We start from the raw sequence: 18506 nt of genomic DNA, 5'->3' as shown, positions 1-18506 counted from the left end.
CTTAGTTTTATTAGTTAATTTACAAACAATTTGTATAAAAATTACCCTGTAAATTTATATCCCTTGAGCGATTTCACCATAATTTTCTGGTCGTCAGGCGTTTTATGGTACGCAAAATATACTGTCTGTCTTGGAAAAATATATCTTTTAATGGCTGTACGCATAACGAGTTGATGATGCATTTGGGGAACACAAAACCAAGACAGAATCCATACTTTTTTGTCTGGTCCAGGTCGATTGAATTGTGTAAAAAATTCATATGGCTGAGTTCGATTGAGATACGCCAATTCCTGCTCTGGAGATAAATAAGCCCAATTAATATAACCTAAGGGTTGATTTGGTAATACCCCCTAAAAAAGCCAGCACCTAAAAGTAGAACCCTTTAAACTAACCCAAAGGAGTTTTACATGAAAGTATCCAAATTCAGCGACAGCCAAATCGCCAGCATTCTAAAACAAGCCGAGTCAGGCGTACCCGTACCCGCACTGTGTCGTGAGCATGGCATCAGCAGTGCCACCTTCTACAAATGGCGCAGCAAATACGCAGGCATGGACGCAAACCTCATGAGCCGCCTCAAAGCCTTAGAAGCCGAGAACACGCGCCTGAAAAAACTCTATGCCGAATCCCAGCTGCACACCGACATCCTCAAGGAGTGCCTTGCAAAAAAGTAAGCGCGTCATCTCGTAAAGAGATGGCGCAACAACTGCACAACGATAAAAACATCAGCATCCGTGCGTCCTGCGAACTCATGAGTATCTCAGAAAAACGCTTTCGCCACATCCCAACGCGCGCGCAAGCCAACGCCATGATAGCCGCTAAACTGATCGAGTTGACCACCACCAAAGGACAAAACACATGGGGCTTTCGATTATGCTACCTGCACATCCGCAACGTCTTGGGCTGGAAATACAACCACAAACGCATCTACCGCATTTACTGCAAACTCGGGCTCAACTTGCGCCTGATTCCCAACAAACGCCTTGACCGAGAAACACCGCAACCACTCGAAGTGCCCGACGCAATGGATGTGACGTGGTCAATCGACTTCACCCACGACAACCTCGAGGATGGGCGCAGCATCCGCTCATGCAACGTCATTGACGACCACAACCGAGAAGGGTTGTTGGCAGAAATCAACTTCTCAATCCCCGCAACCACGCTGACGCGCTATCTCGACCAACTCATTGAATGGCGTGGTAAACCTCAAGCGATACGCTCGGACAACGGCCCTGAATTCATCAGCCACCACTACCAACAATGGGCGCAAAAGCACGACATTAAACTGCTCTACATCCAACCTGGAAACCCACAGCAGAACGCCTACATTGAACGCTTTAACCGAACCATGCGCTATGAATTGCTCAATCAGACATTATTTGAGTCACTCGAACACGCTCAAATCGAGGCGACACAGTGGCTGTGGTGTTACAATAACAACCGTCCTCATATGTCGCTCGGTGGATTCACTCCAGCGCAAACGCGTATGATGGCTTTAACAAACTCACGCGTCCTGCACTAAACGCAGGACTTGTGTTGATTCTACTTTTAGATGCCGCCCTTTTAGGGGGTATTACCCAATCTTTTTAAAAGAGGACTTTTGGTTGATGGCTTTTTTGAAAAGAGATTTTACTCTGTCAGTAATTGATTCGTTTTTGTTGAAAGTCATAACTAATTCAGCATAATTTGCACCATAGCCATTTGCATCATTTGTAAGTGCTTGAGATAAATCACTAATTGAATTAAGAAGTTGATCTGGAGCGATGCCGAATTTCATTTGATTTAATGATTGTATCGTATTGAAAAACTCATCTTCATCTAATATTTCTTTAAAAGAAGCATTTTTGTGTTGTGAAAGAATTGCTTCTTTAAAAATGCTTTTAACAACATGGGGAAGCCATACTTGGCTTCTCTCCAAATCAAGTAGTCCATAGTGTAATTTAGGCTCAAATTGATCTTTTTTCCGAGAGTTATCTACTGTGGCCCGAGTTCTGATGTCCACTAGCTTGGGATTCCATGGCCTAGGATCTCCAGATTGGAAATATAGTCTGATGAATTGAGGTTCAATTGTTAGACATTCCATTGATCGGAAATGAGTTTCTTCTGTTTGCTCGTACTTCAGGTCTATCAATGGCTGTAATTGATTTAATGTTACGTAATCATCATTTATTAGTACCTGTAAACAATGGAATTTGACATCCATGAGTAACTCCTGATAATAGATTATTAACTCCGATAATCCGCATTGATACTCACGTAGTCATGCGACAGATCGCAGGTCCAGACGTTGGCATTGGCCGAGCCGCGATTGAGCACGATGCGCACGGTGATTTCCGCTTGGTTCATCACGGCTTGGCCTTGCTCTTCGGTGTAGCTCGGGTGGCGACCGCCTGCGGTGGCGACGTGTATGTCGTCCAGATAAACGTCAATGGCGTTGACATCCAGTCCGTCCACCTGCGCGTAGCCGATGGCGGCGAGGATGCGCCCCAAATTCGGGTCGCTGGCGAAAAACGCGGTTTTGACCAGAGGCGAATGCGCGACGCTGTAGGCCACGGTTCTGGCTTCGGCGACAGAGGCGGCTTTTTCCACCGCGATGCGGATGAATTTGGTGGCGCCTTCGCCATCGCGCACGATCAGTTGCGCCAATTCCTGCGCCACGGCCACCAGTCCGGCTTCGAGCTGGGAAAATTCGACCGATCCGGCTTTGCACGCCACGTCCGACGCGCCGCTGGCCATAACGATGAAGGAGTCGTTGGTCGAGGTATCGCCGTCAATAGTGATGCAGTTGAACGACTGATCGGCGATGCGGCGCATCATGGCGTCGAGGTCGGCTTGCGGTACGAGCGCGTCGGTACCGATGAAGCCGAGCATGGTTGCCATGTTGGGCTTGATCATACCCGCGCCTTTGGAAATGCCGGTGATGGTGATGGTTTGGCCGTTGATTTGAATCTGTTTGCTCACCGCTTTGGGCAGGGTGTCGGTGGTCATGATCGCTTGCGCGGCGTTGTACCAGTTGTCCTCGGTTAAATTGGCGATGGCGTCGGGCAGACCGCCGATGAGTTTGTCCATCGGCAGATGTTCGAGAATCACGCCGGTGGAGAATGGCAGGACTTGGCTGTCGGTGATGTTCAGTAAATTGGCCAATTCGCCACAGGTGGTTTCGGCGTCGCGCAGTCCTTGCTCGCCGGTGCCTGCGTTCGCGCAGCCGGTGTTGACGATCAAGGCGCGGATGCCGTTGTTAATCAGCAGGTGGCGTTTGCACACATGCACCGGTGCGGCGCAAAAGGTGTTTGTGGTGAATACGCCCGAGACACTCGCGCCCTCGGACAGGCGGATGACGAGCAGGTCTTTGCGATCGGCTTTGCGAATGCCTGCTTGCGCGAAGCCCAGTTCGATGCCTGCGACGGGCGTGAGTTGATCGGCGGTGATGTTGGGGAAATTAACGGCCATGACGATTCCAAAATAGGGGTGAGTGGAGGCGAAAATCAAGTACGCTCACGCAGGCGACCTGCACGAAAGACGTTCGTGTCATTATAAAAGCTTGCATCGGCGTTGTCTTGCCAAAAATGCGGTACACCGAGAACGGGCAGCGGGCAAAAATCGTGGGTGTGGAATGGATGGGTGCGCAGTTGCTCGGATAAACGTTGATCCAGCTGGATGAAACGCTCGGTCAAACTCAATGCGAACCAATCGGGTTCAACTAAAATCACCCAAGTGTGTGCGCACATCGGTTTGCGCGGTGCGGTCAGTTTCTCCATCAGTGCGTGACCGAATAAATACACGGCCGCTTGCGCATCCGCACGCGGTTCATACACGTTCTCCCACAGCGCGCGCGGCGCGACCAAGGCGTTGTGCCAGTCAAATGCACGCAATGCGTTGGCAATGGTGGGATTGGATGTGACCAACAGCGCGGCATTTTCGTCAAACAGCGTCAGCGCGTCGCGCGCCATGCCGCGTTGATGCGTCACGCCGTGCGTGGCGATGTGCTCGAATTGGCGGGCGTTGAGCACCGCTTTGGTTAGAGGAAAGGTGAGCCAAATCGAGGCGTTGAAAAAATCGTGCAGATTCAACCGCGTCGGCACGCCGCCGGTTTGTGCGATGTGGGCTTCGTAGGCGACGCCTTCGGGTAAATCGGCTTGCGCGATGAAGTGCAGTGCTTGACCTTGGCCGGTCAGCATCGGCAAACCCTGCGCGCGCAGTTCGTCCACGGCGGCGTTGAGCGCGATTTTCAGATCGGGTGCATTCGCCCATTGCTCCGGTGTGTGCGTCGGAAAACGCGGTGCGAGGTGCGCCAGCCACGGCGCCAACCAATTGATTTGACAGGCTTCGGAGAATGCTAACGGCATGACATTGAATTACTCGTCTTCGTCTTTTTTATCGCCATCGGGGATTGCGGCGTCCACCACCGCACCCGCTACTTTTGCCGTGGTTTTAACCGCTGTGGCGGCGACCGAAACAGCCGCATCAGCAACCGCGATCACGGCGCAGCCATTCAGACTCAATGCAGCCAAACTGATCAGAAGCCATCGTACGGTGCGCATTAAATCTGCCCTTCAAACGTCCACGCCAGCGTTTCGCCAGCGTTCAGCGGTACGAGTGTGTCGTTGCCCAGATAGTCAAACGCAGCGGGTACGGCGGATGGTGTGGCGCTCAGACGGACTCGATGCGTATTGATCGGCAAACCGTAAAATGCAGGGCCATGCAGACTGGCGAAGCCTTCGAGCTGGTCCAATGCGTTCGCCTGCGCAAATGCGCTGGCGTACAGCTCCAAGGCGTGCGAGGCGGTGTAACAACCGGCACAGCCACAGGCGGTTTCCTTCGTCGGCTGCGCGTGCGGCGCGCTGTCGGTACCGAGGAAAAAGCGCGGATTGCCAGAAGTCGCGGCGCTCAATAAAGCCGCGCGATGCGTTTCGCGTTTCAAAATCGGCAGACAGAAATAATGTGGGCGTATGCCGCCGACCAGCATGTGATTGCGGTTGTACAGCAGATGATGCGCGGTCAAGGTCGCGGCGATGCCGTCCTCGGCGGTGGCGACGTACTGCGCCGCCTGCGCGGTGGTGATGTGCTCCATGACGATTTTGAGCTGCGGATAACGCGCGCGCAATGGAATCAGCACGCGATCAATGAATACGGCTTCGCGGTCAAAAATGTCAATCTCGGCGTCGGTCACTTCGCCATGTACCAGCAGCGGCATACCGAGCGCTTGCATTTTATTCAGCGCCGCGTCGCAGTGCGCCAGATCGGTCACGCCCGCGTCGGAATTGGTGGTTGCGCCTGCGGGGTAGAGTTTAACTGCTTTGACCAGTCCTTCTTCATGCGCGGTTTGGATGTCCTGCGCCGTCGTGCGGTCAGTCAAATACAGCGTCATTAGCGGTGTAAAATTCACGCCTGCCGGTACGTACGTCATGATGCGCTGTGCGTATTCACGCGCCTGAGCGGCGTTGGTTACCGGCGGTTTGAGATTCGGCATGACGATGGCGCGGGCGAATTGGCGCGCGGCGTGCGGCACGGTGGTAGCCAGTGCGTCGCCGTCGCGCAGGTGAATATGCCAGTCGTCTGGCGCAATGAGGTCTAAATGGACGGGTGCGTTCATGGTCGTTTCGCGTTTGAGTTTAAAAAAATAATGACGTCATTTTATCGGATAACGTGACCCGAGTCGGGTGAAATTGCCAAGTCCGTGCCGCTGTGCGCTCAAGATGGGTTTTTAAAATTATCGGCTATTCGGTGATATTTCGGCGAGGTTGCGGCGAATTAAGTGCATGTTTCGTAGTGTTTGGGCTTTTTGTGTTGTCGTGGTTTCAGTCCGGTGTTAGAATCATCCGCTCGATTTTTGATCTACGGTCTTGATTTCACATCAGAATTAGGGCGCCAACGGCGGTCATCTTGTCTCGGTTTTCAGCCGACCATCAAAAATCCAATGATCTATTTACATGAAACAAGAGGGATTTATGCAAACGCTTTTGCGGATTTCGCGCTTCATTGACGCACTGAATGAACGAATCGGGCGCTATCTGTCGTGGACGGTTCTGTTGGCGGTACTGGTGTGCTCGCTCAACGCCATTTTGCGCAAATTATTCGACACCAGTGCGTTTTACAAAACCTATGCCAATGCGATGTCGGAAACGCAGTTGTTTTTATTCGGCGCGATGTTTTTGCTCGGCGCGGCGTATACCTTGCGTTTGGACGAGCACGTGCGCATTGACCTGCTGTCCTCGCGCTGGAGCGAGCGCAAACAGGCGATCATGGATGTGATCGGATTCGCTCTGTTTTTGCTGCCGGTGTCGATTTTGATTTTTTACCACAGTTTGTCGTTTTTGAGCTTTTCATGGCATTCCGGCGAAACCACGGGTAATAGCTTTTTGCCGTTGTGGCCGTTTAAATTGCTGATTCCGATTGGCTTTGCACTGCTGATCGTGCAGGCGATTTCAGAGTTGATCAAACGCGTGGCGTATTTCAAAGGCTTAATTCCGTTTAGCCAACTGCGTCGCCGTTCACAGGCACCGGAAGATGAGTTTGTGGCACATCAGGCGGACACAGCTGCGACGCAAACCCCGAAGCAATAATCACAATAGAGTACACACATGGAATTTTTGATTGAGTATATCGCCCCGCTGATGTTCGTCGGCTTGGTGTTTTTTCTGTTGTCGGGTTTCCCGATTTCGTTTTCGTTGGCGGCGACCGGTTTTACCTTCGCGGTGATTGGTATTGCGCTCGGTATTTATAATCCCAACAGTTTGCAGGCGCTGCCCGGGCGGGTGTTCCAAAGCGCGATCATGAACGATACGCTGCTGGCCGTGCCGTTTTTTACCTTTATGGGGCTGATATTGGAGCGATCGGGCATGGCCGAGGATTTGCTCGACACCATCGGGCAACTGTTCGGCCCGGTGCGCGGCGGTCTGGCCTATGCGATTATTTTGGTCGGCGGTTTGTTGGCGGCCACCACAGGCGTGGTTGCAGCGAGTGTGATTGCGATGGGTTTGATTTCTTTGCCACTGATGCGTCGTTATGGCTATAACGATCGCGTGGCCACGGGGGTGATTGCGGCTTCGGGTACGTTGGCGCAGATCATTCCGCCGTCGTTGGTGTTGATCGTGTTGGCCAGTCAGTTGAATGTACCGGTGGGCGATATGTATCAGACGGCATTTAAACCCGGCCTGATGCTGATGGGGCTGTATGCGCTGTATATTTTCATGATTTCAATCTTTAAGCCCAAATGGGTTCCTGCTTTGCCTGAATCGGCGCGCACCTTCAAGCGCACCGCGCGTGGTGGTTCGGGCGTGGGTTCCTTGATTTTGATCGTGGCAATCGGCGTGGCTTTGGCGGTGGGCGTGTACCATTGGGCGACGCAGGATGTGGCGCAGGGCAAACATTTGCTCGGCGCGGTGAATGCGGAGGAGTCGTACAACCGCGCGTTTATTTTGGTGCTCGCGGGTGTGATCGTCGTGTTATATTCTTTGGCGAAACTGGATGCGAAGTTTAAGTGGAATATGTTGAGCGACATGGCGCAGCGCGTGGTGTTCGTACTCGTTCCGCCGCTGGCCTTGGTCTTTTTGGTGCTGGGCACGATTGGTTTGGGCATTGCGACGCCGACCGAGGGTGGTGGCTTGGGCGCGCTTGGCGCGGTGATTTTGGCGATGGCTAAAGGTCGCTTGAATCTGAGTTTGCTGCGTCAAGGGATGGATTCGACTTTGAAACTGACCAGCTTTGTGATTTTGATTCTGATCGGGTCAAGTGTGTTCAACGCGGTGTTTCAGTTCTATAACGGCAATGTCTGGGTGGAGCATTTGCTCAGCAATATTCCGGGCGGCAAAATCGGCTTTTTGATTTTCATCAATATTTTGTTTTTTGTCTTGGCGTTTTTCCTTGAGTTTTTTGAGTTGTCGTTTATTTTGGTGCCCTTGGTTGCGCCGGTAGCGGAAAAGTTGGGGATTGATTTGGTCTGGCTCGGCGTACTGCTGGCGGTGAATATGCAAACTTCGTTCCTACATCCGCCGTTTGGCTTTGCGCTGATTTATCTGCGCTCGGTCGCGGATAAGGCGATTCGCACGCTGGATATTTACATCGGCGCGATTCCGTTTGTGTTGATTCAGTTGGCGATGGTGGCGTTGATTTTGTTTGTACCGAGCATCATTCACACCAATAAAAAAGCGGTGGCCGCTGGTGCAGGCGCTACGGGTAGCCCGACGGTACAAACGCCGTTGGATCTGAATGTGAATCAGACCGCACCGAAGGCAGCTCCTGCACCGACTTTGGATTTGGCGCCGAATGCCGCGCAACCAACGGCGCAGCCGAGCGCGCCTGCTGCGGCACCGAAAGCTACTGCGCCTACAGTCAGCACACCCAATGCCAGCGCGCCTGCGCCAAAAACAGGTGCTGGAGCTGGCTCACCGGCATTTGATTTCGTGCCGAGCAAGTAGTACGAAGCAGTACGAAGCAGTACGGTTGAGGCAACAAAAAACGCATCCGAAAGGATGCGTTTTTTACTTCTACGCCCATAGGCTGAGTGCGAATGAGCGCGAGATGGTTGCGGACGAAGACGACTCGATTAAGCGCCCGGTTTCCACGGATGGCTTTCGGCGAACTCGGCGTACGCGCGCTCGGCCAAGCCAAACCATTGCATTTCGTTGTGGCGGAAAGCGAGCCAGCTATCGAAAATCTTTTTGAAATTCGGATTTTTGGCGGCTTCTTCGGCACAGGCTTCTTGCGTGGCTTTGAAGGCGGCGCTCATGATTTCGTCGGAGAATTTTTGCAGCTTAGCGCCTTCACCGAGCAGTTTGGCCATGGCGGCCGGATTGCTGGCGTCGTATTTGGATTGCACTTCAATTTGTGCTTCCATGCTGGCGGCGGCGATAGCGGCTTTGTAGCTCTCCGGCAGTTTGGCGTATTCTTCGGCGTTGACGTAGTACGACAGATTCGCGCCGCCTTCCCACCAGCCGGGGTAGTAGTAAAACGGTGCGACTTTGTAAAAGCCGAGTTTTTCGTCGTCGTATGGGCCAACCCATTCCACGCCGTCAATCGTGCCTTTTTCCAACGCGGTGTAAATTTCACCGGCAGGCAATTGCTGCGGTACTACGCCTAATTTAGACATGACTTTGCCGGCAAAGCCGCTGGTGCGCAGTTTGAGGCCGTTTAGATCGGCGAGGGTTTTGATTTCTTTTTTATACCAGCCGCCCATTTGCGTGCCGGTGTTGCCGCCCAAGAAGTTGACGATGTTGTATTGCTTGAAAAACTCACGCATCAGCTCCATACCGCCGCCGTGCATCATCCATGCGACGTGCTGGCGCGCGGTCAGGCCGAACGGAATGGCGGTGTCAAAGGCAAATGTGGCGTCTTTGCCAAAGTAGTAGTAGGAGGCGGATTGACCGATTTGCACGGTTTTGTTTTGTACCGCGCCCAAGACTTCGAGTGGCGGAACGACTTCGCCGGCGGCTTTGACGTGGATGGTGAAGTTGCCACCGGTCAATTCTTTCACGCGGGCGGCGAATTTTTCAGCGGAGCCGAAAATCGCATCCACGGATTTGGGGAAGCTGGAGGCCAGCGTCCATTCTACTTTTTCGTTGCTGCCACCGGCTGCGGCGGTGACTCCTTTACCCGAACAGGCGGCCAATAAACCCGCGCCTGCTGTGACACCGGCTTTTTTCAAAAATGATCGACGTTCCATAGTGCAATGCTCCTTGTTGCGTTTAATATCGGTTCGCCTCGACGCGGCTAATGCGTTTAATTGCGTGTAAACGAGGCAATTTATTCTCTTCATCGTGCAATTTCGGTTAAATAATCAAATTGCACCCAAACTGCGCAGAAAATTTTAACACAGTGCAGGTGAATTTCTGACATCAATTTGTCATATCTTTTTATAATAAAACGGTTTTTAACTCGATAGCGACAGATCAGATATGTGCCAATTGCTCGGAATGAATTGCAACACCCCTACGGACATCGTGTTTTCGTTTGAAGGCTTTGCCAAACGCGGCGGCTTGACCGATCATCATTCGGATGGTTGGGGCATTGCGTTTTTCGAGGATCGCGCGTGTCGCTTGCTGATTGACAGTCAGCCGTCCATCAGCTCGCCCGTGGCGGATTTGGTGCGTTCGTATCCGATCAAATCGCTTAACGTGATCGCGCACATCCGCAAAGCAACGCAAGGCGTGGTCGCGCTGGAAAACTGTCACCCGTTCATGCGCGAGTTGTGGGGACGGCATTGGGTGTTTGCACACAACGGCAATCTGGTGGACTTTGTCGCGCCCGAGGACGGCTTGTATCAGCCGGTCGGCGTGACCGACAGCGAGGCGGCGTTTTGCGCGCTGTTGCACCATTTGCGCTCATCCTATCCCAACGCGACGGCAAAAAATCCGCCGTCAGTCGCTGAAATCACCACCGCGCTCGATGGCATCGTCGCGCAGATCGCGCAGCACGGCACATTCAATTTTTGCTTGTCCAATGGTCAAGCGATGTGGGCGCACTGCTCTACCGATTTGCACTACATCGTGCGTCAGCACCCGTTTGCCGATGCGCACCTGAAGGACGCGGACGTCAGCATTGATTTTTCCGAACACACCACGCCCGATGACCGCGTCGCGGTGATCGCCACCCAGCCGCTGACCGACAACGAAACCTGGCATAAAATGGCGCAGAACGAATTCATCGTGTTCAAAGACGGTCAGCCGTGCGCCTGCCGCAACGCCTAAACAGAAGTACTGTCCGTGCTGCGCTGCACCAATTAAATATGTAACAGATTTTCTAATTCGGTATATATTGCCATTATGCGGAATCACTGGTCACACCAATGAACCGTGGTTCGCATCATCCATATTTCAATCGATAATAGGAGACGTACATGAATAAAAAAATCAGCCTTGTTGCCATTTTGTCGATCGCGCTGGTGGGCGGTTTGAGCGCATGTAATAAAGGCGGCGGCTCTGCCGGTGGCAAAGACGTGATTTATCTGGCCAGTGTCGCGCCTTTGTCCGGCGGCACAGCCACGGCAGGTAAAGACAACGACAGCGGCGCACGTTTGGCTGTTGAAGACATCAACGCCAAAGGCGGCGTAGAAATCGGCGGCAAAAAATACACCATTGAGTTATTGTCCGAAGACGACGCCGCCGATCCGAAACAAGGCACAATTGCCGCGCAAAAAATTGTCGATCACGGCAAAGTATTGGGCGTGATCGGTCACTACAACTCTGGCGTGACCATGGCGGCCAATCCGGTGTATGCCAAAGCCAACCTATTCACCATCACGCCGAGCGCGAGTAACCCCGACGTCGTGGCCAAAGCAATGAAAACCGCCAGCGGGTCCAATTCTGCGTACCGCATGGTGGCGCACGATGGGATGCAAGGGCCGGCAATGGCTGCCTACGCCAACAAAATCGGCATCAAAAAAGTAGCGATCATTGACGACGCGACGACCTATGGCAAAGGTCTGGCCGATAAATTCGAAGCCAAGGCCAAAGAACTCGGCATGGAAGTGGTGTACCGTGAGGCGGCCACCGACAAAACCACCGATTTCAAAGCCATTTTGACCAAAGTCAAATCAACCGGTGCGGACGGGCTGGTCTGGGGTGGTTTGGACGATACCGCGGCCACGTTCACCAAACAAGCGCGTGAGCTCGGCTTGACACAAAAAATCCTGATGTTTGATGCGGTCTGTACCGACAACTACATCACCTTGGCCGGCGACTCGTCCGTTGGCACGCTCTGCTCGGTGACCGGTGTCCCGTTGTCTGAAATGCCGGAAGGCGCCGCGTTCAAAGAGCGTTTTGAAAAACGCTTTAACGGGCAAAAAATGCAAGGCTTCGCCCCGTTTGCCTACGATGCGGTCTATACCGTGGTCGAAGCGATCAAAAAAGCCGGTACAACCGACGACTCGGCCAAAGTCGCTGCCGCGATGGAAGGCATTCAAGCCAAAGGTTTGAGCGGCAACATCGCGTTTGAACCAAGCGGCGAGCGCAAAGACAGCATGATTACCATTTTGGAACAAAAGGGTAAGGAATTCGTGCCGATTGATAAAGCCCGTTGATGGTTGAAGGCTTATCCCAATAAAAACCCCAAGCGAATGCTTGGGGTTAGATTGCCGACAAACCCTATTGATATTGAAATTCGGTACAAAACCTAAGAAAAAAAACCGTCATACCCGCGTAGGCGGGTATCCAGAAAATCAATAAAAACAATTGGTTAGAAAACAAACTGGATTCCCGCTAAAATCATGCGGGAATGACGGAACTTTGTTTTTGGCGTAACAGCCATTTTGTAAACAGTCTCACCCCAAGCGAATGCTTGGGGTTTTTCTTTGTGTGATTTGGATTTTTATTTTCAGCAAGCGCGGCAAAAGTAGGTTTTTACTTTTTCCGTAGCGCCTTAGCTGTGCGAGGCCAGTAATTCGGCATTGCCACCCGCCGCCGTGGTGTCGGTACAGACATGAAACTCGTGTACCCAATCATGCAGACGCGTGTTGGACGAAATCAACGGAATGATCGCGCCTTCCATTTTCGATAATCCTTCACGAATCTCACGCGCGCGTGCATCGTCGGCGAAATACGCCACCGCGTCAAAATCATAAAAGGCGGCAATGCTCGCGTCGCTCAACTCATGCGCCGCACGGGTGTAGCGCGCCAATTCAGGGGCGTCTTTGAGCGCCTCCTCCAGCATTAAATGCGGCACGATGGCGCGGTTGTGCGTGGCGGCAGCCAACACGATTTGTTGCTCCACATCCTTGAGACTCGGCCCCAGACACAGCACCTCGCCACGACCACGCACGCGGTAGATGTTACGCTCACCGGTCGGGCTGTCAAGCGACACGCCGTCCCACGGCAGTTGTCGTGCGGTCAGGATGTCGGTGTAGGTGGCGTTGTCGTCCTCGTGCAGATGTGCCAGCGCGGTCAGATACAACGGTCCGCCCGCTTTCGGGCCAGTGCCTGACAAGCCACAGCCACCGAAGGGTTGGCAGCCGACCACCGCACCGATTTGGTTGCGGTTGACGTAGATATTGCCCACGTGCGCGCGACCGGTCAGCTCCTGCGCACGGCGCTCAATGCGCGTGTGCAGACCGAGCGTCAGGCCGTAGCCTTGTGCGTGTACGTCGTCCAAAATTTTTTCCAAATCGTGCGCGTCAAAGGTCGCAAAATGTACGATTGGGCCGAACATTTCTTCGCCCAGATCGGCGATGCCGTTGACCTGAACCAAGGTCGGCGCTATGAAATGACCGCGTGCGGCGTGTTCAGTCGGAACGGCTTTTTGGTGCAGCACTTGGCCGTTCGCTTGGCGTTGGTCAATATAGCTTTGCAATTTTTTCTGCGGCACTTCGTCAATCACCGGACCGACGTCGGTGGTCAAGTCCGCCGGGTCACCGATCACGAGGCAATCCATCGCGCCTTTGAGCATGGTCAGCAGTTTGTCGGCAATGTCTTTTTGTACGTACAGCATGCGCAGCGCCGAGCAGCGCTGCCCCGCGCTTTGGAAACCGCTGGTGATGATGTCGCGCACTGCTTGCTCTGGCAAGGCGGTGGAGTCAACGATCATGGCGTTCAAGCCACCGGTTTCGGCAATCAGCAACGAACTCGGCGCGGTGTGGTCGGCCAAGGCGCGATGAATGCGCTGCGCCGTTGGCATGGAGCCGGTGAAGCACACGCCCGCCACGTCGGGATGCGAGGTCAGCGCTGCGCCGATGCCAGCGCCGTGCCCTTGCGCGAGGATCAATGCGTCTTGCGGCACGCCCGCTTCGTGCATCAATTGCACCGCGCGTTCAGCGACCAATGGCGTTAATTCAGCCGGTTTGGCAATCACCGCGTTGCCCATGACGAGGCTGGCGACAATTTGTCCGGCAAAAATCGCCAGCGGGAAGTTCCACGGCGAGATGCAGACCATGACACCGCGTGATTCGAGTGGATTTTGTGTGTACAACTGGCGTGCCTGCGCGGCGTAGTAGTAGCAAAAATCCACCGCTTCGCGCAGCTCGGCCACCGCGTCCGCCCACGATTTGCCTGCTTCGCGCGTGAGCAAGGCGAGCAGCTCGGTGGTGTTGGCCTCGAATAAGTGTCCGATGCGCTCCAAAATCTCGGCGCGCTCTTGCACCGGGCGTTGCGCCCACGCGCCTTGCGCTGCTTGCGCTCGCGCCATCAGCTCTGGCACTTGCTGCGGTTCGGTGCGCACGACGTGACCGATGATGTCGGCGGTGTTGGCCGGATTGTGGCTGGCCATCCGCTGTGCGCCCTCTGCCTGAGTGGCGGGACGACTTTGCCAATACTGTGCGCGTTCAGCCATCAATTGGTCTAAAACCACACGTTGGCTCAGATCAAAGCCGCGCGAATTTTGGCGTTGACGGAACAGTTCTGCCGCCGGACGCACGGGGTTTTCGACCGGCTCGTCGCTCGCTGCCAAAATGCGTTCGGCGCGGGCAATCGGGTCGGATGCAACGTCCGCCGCAGGAATGTCGAGGTTGGCGATCTGATGTACAAACGAGCCGTTCGCGCCGTTTTCCAGCAGGCGGCGCACCAGATACGACAGCAGATCGTGGTGGTGGCCGACCGGTGCGTAAATGCGGCAGCGGTACAGGTTTTGATTTTTGGCGATTTCGTGCAGCGCCTCGCCCATGCCGTGCAGGCGTTGGAATTCGTAGTGGATGAAGTGCTTCTGATCGTTAATCAAATGCAAAATCGCACTCACGGTGTGGGCGTTGTGCGTGGCGAACTGCGCGTAGATGCGGTCATTCATGGACAACAGCAAACGTGCGCACGCCAGATATGACACATCGGTGAACGATTTGCGCGTGAATACGGGGAATGTGTTCAGCCCCAGCACTTGCGCGCGCTTGATTTCCGCGTCCCAGTACGCGCCTTTGACCAGACGCACCATGATGTTGCGATCGTGGGTTTGCGCCAATGCATACAGATGCTTGAGCACATACGGCGCGCGCGGATTGTACGCCTGCACCACGATGCCCAAACCTTTCCACTCGCGCAGCGTTTCGTCGCGCATGATGTGTTCGATAATCAGCATGGACAGTTCGAGTCGTTCAGCTTCTTCCGCGTCGATGTTCAGCCCCATATTGAAATCCGCCGCCAGATGCGCGAGTTTGAGCACTTCAGGCAACAATTCGCTCATCACGGTTTCGGTTTGTGCTACTTCGTAGCGCGGATGCAGTGCGGACAGTTTGATCGAAATACCCGGATTTTCGGCGATGTTTTCGCGCTTGCAATGCTGGCCAATCGCGATGATCGCATCGCGGTAGGATTCCCAATAGCGCCGTGCGTCGTCCTTGGTTTTCGCGCCCTCGCCGAGCATGTCGTAGGAGTAGGTATAGCCTTTTTCTTGCAGCAGTTTGGCGTTGTCCAAGGCGTTTTCAATCGTCTGTCCAAGGACGAATTGACCGCCGAGCTGTTTCAAAATCTGCGCAAGAATTTTGTCAATCACCGGTTCGCCCACGCGGCGAATCAGGTTTTTCAGCGTGCCAATGACGCTCGCGCTGCGCTGCTCATCCAGCACCTGTTCGAGCAGGATCAAGCCGCGCGTAGCGGCGTTGACCACGGTGCTGTCCGATTGGTTTTTGTGCGCTGCCCAGTCTTTATCGGCGACTTTGTCTTCGAGCAGCGCCATTCGCGTGGCCACGTCGGGTACGCGCAATACGGCTTCGGCCAAGCTCATCAGCGCCAGACCTTCGGGGTTCGAGAGTTGGTATTCATTGAGCATCGCTTGCATCCAGCTCGGTGTTTTGATCTGGCGCACGGATTGAACCAGCTCCTGCGCATGCTCGGAGACTTGCTCGCGCGCCATGCCGTTCCAGTCAATTTGGCCGATGCGTTCGCGTACGATGGTAGGCTCGTGCTGGTAATCGGCGTGCAGCAGGGCGTGATAGGTTTGCTCAGGTGTGTATGGGTTTGGGGTGTTCATGGATACTCCGAATCGATCATTGATGCCCGAAGTGTAAACATTTGTCTTGATTAAATTCGCCAAAATATTTAAATTGTGTGGTTAAATTATTAATTATTTTTATTTTGAATAGATGAATTAACTATGAATGGCGAATTGAGCGGAGAATTTGACCGGATTGATGTTCAGATTATCGACATCCTGCGCACCGATGCACGCATTGCCAACACGCGTTTGGCCGAGCGTGTCGGCTTGTCACCCACTGCGACACAGGCGCGCGTGGAGCGGCTGATGCATAAAGGCGTGATTCGCTACTACGCGGCGGTAATTGATAACGGGAAACTGATGGGCGAGAACCTCGCGTTTGTGCAGGTGACGTTGAGTAATACCAGCGCGGCGGCGTTGCAAGAATTCAACCAAGCGGCGCACAAAATCGATGAAATCGAGGAGTGCCACATGGTCGCGTCGAATTTTGATTATTTGCTCAAGGTGCGTAGCCGCGATATGAACAGCTATCGGCATATCCTCGCTGAGCGCATTTCCAGCCTGCCGTATGTGCGCCACACCTCAACCTACATCGTGATGCAGGCGGTGAAGGATTTGGGCGTGGCGTAGTTGATGAGTTTATGCATCCTTAACGACATGTCCCGCTGCGGTGAGCAAGTTGATGGACAGTGTCAAATCCTTGTGGTGAATCAGCAGGTGGTCGCCATCGTAGGTGGAGATCATGAATACGCCGATGCCGTTTTCGGATAAAGGTTGAATCACCGACAGCACGATGCCCGGCTCGTCCAGACCAAACGAGCCTTCGAGTGCAAATGCAATCCAATCGGTCGATGACTGGATGGAGTGCGGCACGCGCGACTGCTCGCAGACGATGGACAGCTCGTTTTTCGTGCGGGTGAGTGAAACCAAGCCAGCGCCGTTGGACCACAGAGGGAATGGTCGGTCGGGCGCTTGGCGTGTGATCGCGTACATATTCGGTAGGCGGCTCAGGGTGATAGAACGGGTCATTGTGTGCTCTTTTAATCAAATGATACGGCCTAATATATCACGATATAATGCGGGCCATGATTATCCTGACCACTTTAAATGCACGCTATTCGCACGCTTCGCTCGGCCTGCGCTACCTGCTGGCCAATCTCGGCGCGCATCAGGCGCACACGCGCATGATCGAATTCACCATCAAAACCCCGATTGAGCAAATGTGCGACGAACTGCTCTCGTCGCAACCGCGCGTCATCGGGCTGGGCGTGTATATCTGGAATGTAAACGAAACGCTCGCGCTCATGCGCGCGCTGCGCGAACGCGCACCCGAAGTCGTGCTAATCGTCGGTGGCCCCGAAGTATCCTACGAAGTGGAAGAGCAAGCCATCTGCAAACTCGCCGACTACGTCATCACCGGCTGGGGTGAAATCACCCTGCCGCGTCTGCTCACACAGATTTTGCACGGCCCCAAACCGCTGATGAAAGTGCATGTGGGCGAGCAGGCCAAACTGGACGAGCTGATTTTGCCGTATCACCTGTATACCGATCACGATTTGGCCAAACGCAATATCTACGTCGAAGCCTCGCGCGGCTGTCCGTTTAAATGCGAATTTTGCCTATCCAGTCTGGACAAAACCGCGTGGGCGTTCCCGCTCGAACCATTTTTGGATGAGATGGACAAACTGTATCAGCGCGGCGCGAGGACATTCAAATTCGTTGATCGCACGTTCAATCTCAAACCCGAAACCGGACGACGCATCCTCGATTTTTTCCTCGAAAAAATCCATACGCAGCCCGATGACCCGCTGTTCGTACATTTTGAAGTCGTGCCCGACCATCTGCCCGCGATGCTCAAGGACGCGATTGCACAATTTCCACCGGGCAGTTTACAGTTTGAAGTCGGCATTCAAACGCTCAACACCACCGTGCAAGGCCATATATCGCGCAAAACCAACCTCGTCAAAGCGCAGGACAACATCCGCTGGCTGCGCGAGCACAGCGCCGCGCATTTACACGTCGATTTGATCGCCGGATTACCAAGCGAGACCATGGACAGCTTTGCGCGTGGCTTTAACGAACTCTACACATGGGGCGCGCACGAAATACAGCTCGGAATTTTAAAACGTCTGCGCGGCACGCCGATCACGCGCCATACGCCCGAGTTTCGCATGAATTACAACCCCGAACCGCCGTACGACATCATTGAAAATCGCGATGTCACGTGCGACGAACTGAGTGACTTTAAACTGTTTGCCAAATACTGGGACCACATTGCCAACTCAGGCCGATTCGCGCAGACACTGCCGCTGATCGTTCAGCACCAGCCGTATGAACGTTTCGCGCAGCTTACGCAATATTTAAAAAACCAGTGGCAACGTAGTCACAGCATCCCGCTGGAAAAACTCTACATCGCCGTGGCCGAATGGCTCATCAGCACCTCAGCCGAGGACGAACACGACGCCATTCGCAGCGCCGTCACCAACGACTACATCGCCAGCGGCGCACAAGGCAAACTGCCGTGGATGACGCGCGGCCTCACCGTGCAGACGCGCACGCAAGCGGGCGGACATGGGCAGACACGGCAGGAGAGGCATTTGAGTTAGACAAATGACTACATTGCATGCAGGCTCGAATTTTTAACAGAGCAAAATGTACGATTA

The 18506-nt window shown here is 53.8% G+C and carries 14 protein-coding genes and 2 pseudogenes; 7 read left to right on the top strand and 9 right to left on the bottom strand.

Annotated elements, in window-relative coordinates:
* Positions 1–41: 41 nt before the first annotated feature.
* Positions 42–326: pseudogene (locus tag ACZ41M_RS08690) on the bottom strand (hypothetical protein); the annotation flags it as partial.
* Between the two features lie 81 nt (positions 327–407).
* On the opposite strand from ACZ41M_RS08690, the pseudogene ACZ41M_RS08685 reads away from it, so the two are divergent.
* Positions 408–1519, top strand: a pseudogene (locus ACZ41M_RS08685) (IS3 family transposase).
* Positions 1520–1570: 51 nt separating this feature from the next.
* Here the strand turns inward: ACZ41M_RS08685 and ACZ41M_RS08680 are convergent.
* From ACZ41M_RS08680 to pyrC, 5 genes are read right to left on the bottom strand one after another with little or no spacing between them, the layout of a single operon-like run.
* Complete coding sequence (locus ACZ41M_RS08680; RefSeq protein ID WP_464731545.1) at positions 1571–2200, bottom strand: hypothetical protein; 630 nt, start codon at positions 2198–2200, stop codon at positions 1571–1573.
* Positions 2201–2223: 23 nt separating this feature from the next.
* The gene (argJ, locus tag ACZ41M_RS08675) at positions 2224–3447 is read right to left on the bottom strand and encodes a bifunctional glutamate N-acetyltransferase/amino-acid acetyltransferase ArgJ (protein WP_464731546.1); all 1224 of its coding nucleotides are present in this window, start codon (positions 3445–3447) and stop codon (positions 2224–2226) included.
* A 35-nt stretch (positions 3448–3482) separates the two neighbouring features.
* Complete coding sequence (locus ACZ41M_RS08670) at positions 3483–4343, bottom strand: DUF3025 domain-containing protein (RefSeq protein WP_464731547.1); 861 nt, start codon at positions 4341–4343, stop codon at positions 3483–3485.
* Positions 4344–4352: 9 nt separating this feature from the next.
* On the bottom strand, positions 4353–4538 hold the full coding sequence (locus tag ACZ41M_RS08665; protein WP_464731548.1) for an NF038104 family lipoprotein: 186 nt from the start codon (positions 4536–4538) through the stop codon (positions 4353–4355).
* Positions 4538–5590: a dihydroorotase gene (gene pyrC / locus ACZ41M_RS08660; protein ID WP_464731549.1), complete on the bottom strand. Its 1053-nt coding sequence runs from the start codon at positions 5588–5590 to the stop codon at positions 4538–4540. Before pyrC ends, ACZ41M_RS08665 begins: the two co-directional genes overlap by 1 nt.
* A gap of 355 nt (positions 5591–5945) precedes the next feature.
* On the opposite strand from pyrC, the gene ACZ41M_RS08655 reads away from it, so the two are divergent.
* Positions 5946–6560 (top strand): TRAP transporter small permease subunit, encoded by a 615-nt coding sequence (locus ACZ41M_RS08655; RefSeq protein ID WP_464737492.1) that lies wholly within the window; start codon positions 5946–5948, stop codon positions 6558–6560.
* Positions 6561–6578: 18 nt separating this feature from the next.
* Positions 6579–8414 (top strand): TRAP transporter large permease, encoded by a 1836-nt coding sequence (locus ACZ41M_RS08650; RefSeq protein WP_464731551.1) that lies wholly within the window; start codon positions 6579–6581, stop codon positions 8412–8414.
* 128 nt (positions 8415–8542) lie between these two features.
* On the opposite strand, the gene ACZ41M_RS08645 is transcribed toward ACZ41M_RS08650, so the two are convergent.
* Positions 8543–9658, bottom strand: coding sequence for a TRAP transporter substrate-binding protein (locus ACZ41M_RS08645; RefSeq protein ID WP_464731552.1), 1116 nt, complete (start codon positions 9656–9658; stop codon positions 8543–8545).
* A gap of 232 nt (positions 9659–9890) precedes the next feature.
* On the opposite strand from ACZ41M_RS08645, the gene ACZ41M_RS08640 reads away from it, so the two are divergent.
* Together ACZ41M_RS08640 and ACZ41M_RS08635 are read left to right on the top strand one after the other, a co-directional pair.
* On the top strand, positions 9891–10682 hold the full coding sequence (locus tag ACZ41M_RS08640; protein ID WP_464731553.1) for a class II glutamine amidotransferase: 792 nt from the start codon (positions 9891–9893) through the stop codon (positions 10680–10682).
* 149 nt (positions 10683–10831) lie between these two features.
* Positions 10832–12013, top strand: a complete 1182-nt coding sequence (locus tag ACZ41M_RS08635) for a branched-chain amino acid ABC transporter substrate-binding protein (protein ID WP_464731554.1) — start codon at positions 10832–10834, stop codon at positions 12011–12013.
* A 338-nt stretch (positions 12014–12351) separates the two neighbouring features.
* On the opposite strand, the gene putA is transcribed toward ACZ41M_RS08635, so the two are convergent.
* Positions 12352–15879 carry a bifunctional proline dehydrogenase/L-glutamate gamma-semialdehyde dehydrogenase PutA gene (putA, locus tag ACZ41M_RS08630; RefSeq protein WP_464731555.1) on the bottom strand — a complete coding sequence of 1176 codons (3528 nt, stop codon included), beginning with the start codon at positions 15877–15879 and terminating at the stop codon, positions 12352–12354.
* Between the two features lie 123 nt (positions 15880–16002).
* Here putA and ACZ41M_RS08625 point away from each other — a divergent pair, with 123 nt between their 5' ends.
* A complete protein-coding gene (locus tag ACZ41M_RS08625; protein WP_464731556.1) occupies positions 16003–16473 on the top strand; it encodes an Lrp/AsnC ligand binding domain-containing protein in 471 nt (156 codons plus the stop codon).
* A gap of 9 nt (positions 16474–16482) precedes the next feature.
* On the opposite strand, the gene ACZ41M_RS08620 is transcribed toward ACZ41M_RS08625, so the two are convergent.
* A complete protein-coding gene (locus ACZ41M_RS08620) occupies positions 16483–16872 on the bottom strand; it encodes an ACT domain-containing protein (protein ID WP_464731557.1) in 390 nt (129 codons plus the stop codon).
* 56 nt (positions 16873–16928) lie between these two features.
* Here ACZ41M_RS08620 and ACZ41M_RS08615 point away from each other — a divergent pair, with 56 nt between their 5' ends.
* On the top strand, positions 16929–18449 hold the full coding sequence (locus ACZ41M_RS08615) for a B12-binding domain-containing radical SAM protein (RefSeq protein WP_464731558.1): 1521 nt from the start codon (positions 16929–16931) through the stop codon (positions 18447–18449).
* The last annotated feature ends 57 nt before the right edge of the window (positions 18450–18506 follow it).

It is taken from the genome of Puribacter membranae (assembly GCF_055380425.1).
This window is presented reverse-complemented; position numbering and strand designations above follow the sequence as displayed.